This window comes from Peribacillus sp. P4_C12 (assembly GCF_056402095.1).
In genome coordinates, this window is sequence record NZ_JBFUIB010000608.1 from 1 (window position 1) to 1,931 (window position 1,931).

The following is a 1,931-nucleotide window of genomic DNA, read 5'->3' on the forward strand; positions in this document are numbered from 1 at the left end:
ACGTACTATACGTACTATCTGCCAAACCAGGAGCAGTATTTAATGCTTTATTAAAAACTTCCTGCAATCCTCCTGCGGTCATTCGATTATCGAATACTTCCATATTTTCATGTGTTGCCCCGGCTACGATTTTATTATCTTCGAAAGCCAACAAGTATTGGTCACTAGGCGGCATAACAACCGGCCAGTTATTTGTGTTTGTATCCGGCAACCCTAGATGAACAATTTGAGCTTTTTGAAAGCTGACTTGAAAATTGACTCCCAATGGTTCCAGTAATTGATGGGCCCATGCTCCTGCGCATACAATTACTTTATCGGCGGTAATGACCTCATCAGCAATTGTTACACCCGTTACCTGTGAATCGCTATATGTCAGAGCAGCCTCACCATACATAAGTTTCGCTCCGTTTTTTTGTGAAGCACGAAGTAATGAATCACGAAGTGCCCGTCCATCGACTCGTGCGGCTCCACTTATATGAACAGCAGCATATTCGCCGGAAAGAGGCGGAAATAGGGCATTCGTTTCCTCAGAAGTGAGCAAAGTAATATCCCCTATCTCAGGTGCATCTTCTTTTCGTTTTGTCGCTCGTTTCTGCATGGCCAGCAGTTTTTCTTCATCCGTATGTAAGCTGATAGCCCCTACTTGGGCATAGCCAGTCTCTGTTTCCCCGTCCCGTTCAAGCTCTTCAATTAGATTGGGATAAAAACGCGCACCATTTTTCGCAAGGTGATACCAATCTTTATTACGCCGTTGTGAAATCCATGGACACACAATGCCTGCCGCAGCGGCGGTGGCTTGTCCTCTATCTAGGCGATCAACAATGACAACATCGGCTCCCATTTTTACAAGCTGATAGGCCGTGGAGGCTCCTAAAATTCCTGCTCCCACTATAATGATTTTTTGCATGTTTAACATCTCATTTCTTTCATTTGTATAAAACCCTCTAGTATAACTATATCGAAGACGCCAAACGATTGCCACAACCGATATATTAATTGATTTTTCACATAGTTATTTTATCTGTAATGAATATGCTATGATTGAAACGGATCATTTTGAAAAGATACTAGGAGGACATACCATGTTAAAAAAACAAATGGAAGCATACATATCAAAAACTTTAAGTGAAAACAAGCTGGAATTGTTTAAAGAAGAATTGGATTATGCAGAGAGACATAAGTTAATCCCTGACAATATTTCTATCGTAGAAAAAGAAAACACTTTCCGCTTTGCTGATGCTTATATTGAACGCAGTAATAAAGAAAGCGAAGAAATGATTTCTGAAGAAACTTCTGCATTTTTATCTCAACCAATTGAGTTTTTAAAAACAAATATAGAGGAATTCCTTTACTTTGAATCTTCATGGTTCGAACTAATCGGGGTTGAGGCACTTTCTTTGGAAGTTGATGATGTATTCAGTACGTATAACGCCATGTTCGGATTGAAATTTCAGAAAAAAATAGGAGATGCTATAAAAGCCTATTTAAATAAGGAGCTTCAAGGCGGTATCGGGTCATTCAGTTTGATGTTCAACCAAGGTGATGGGCTATGGGACGTGAATTTTGCCTTGAATCATGTTAAAGGATTTCGAGAAGACATGTCATTAGGAGAAGCTTTTAGTCTAATCTATAATTTTCTATTTATTCTTGTTGAARCAATCGAGGAAGATAAGTAAAGCGAAGAACCTCCATCATATAGTGATGGCGGTTCTTTCAGTTTGTAGACAAAAGGGGTCCAGAATGTTTTAATTCCGGACCCCTTTTGAWATTCCCTTTGAATTTTGCTCAAGATTAAGAGATTGGGCCTCTACGAGCCCACTTTATTAAGCCATTCTTGGACCTTGCCATGTCCAATTGGCTATCTTCTTTAAATTCATGGCAGCGAATGTAAGCATCGCCTGCATCGACAATTTTTTAAGTCCCCTTAAAGT

General features: G+C 39.7%; 2 protein-coding genes. One reads left to right on the forward strand and one right to left on the reverse strand.

The window, feature by feature from the left end:
* The coding region (locus AC1DUW_RS27110; RefSeq protein ID WP_477643962.1) for an NAD(P)/FAD-dependent oxidoreductase at positions 1–907 on the reverse strand (907 nt) is incomplete at its 3' end.
* A gap of 175 nt (positions 908–1,082) precedes the next feature.
* On the opposite strand from AC1DUW_RS27110, the gene AC1DUW_RS27115 reads away from it, so the two are divergent.
* The gene (locus tag AC1DUW_RS27115; RefSeq protein WP_477643963.1) at positions 1,083–1,676 is read left to right on the forward strand and encodes a branched-chain amino acid aminotransferase; all 594 of its coding nucleotides are present in this window, start codon (positions 1,083–1,085) and stop codon (positions 1,674–1,676) included.
* The last annotated feature ends 255 nt before the right edge of the window (positions 1,677–1,931 follow it).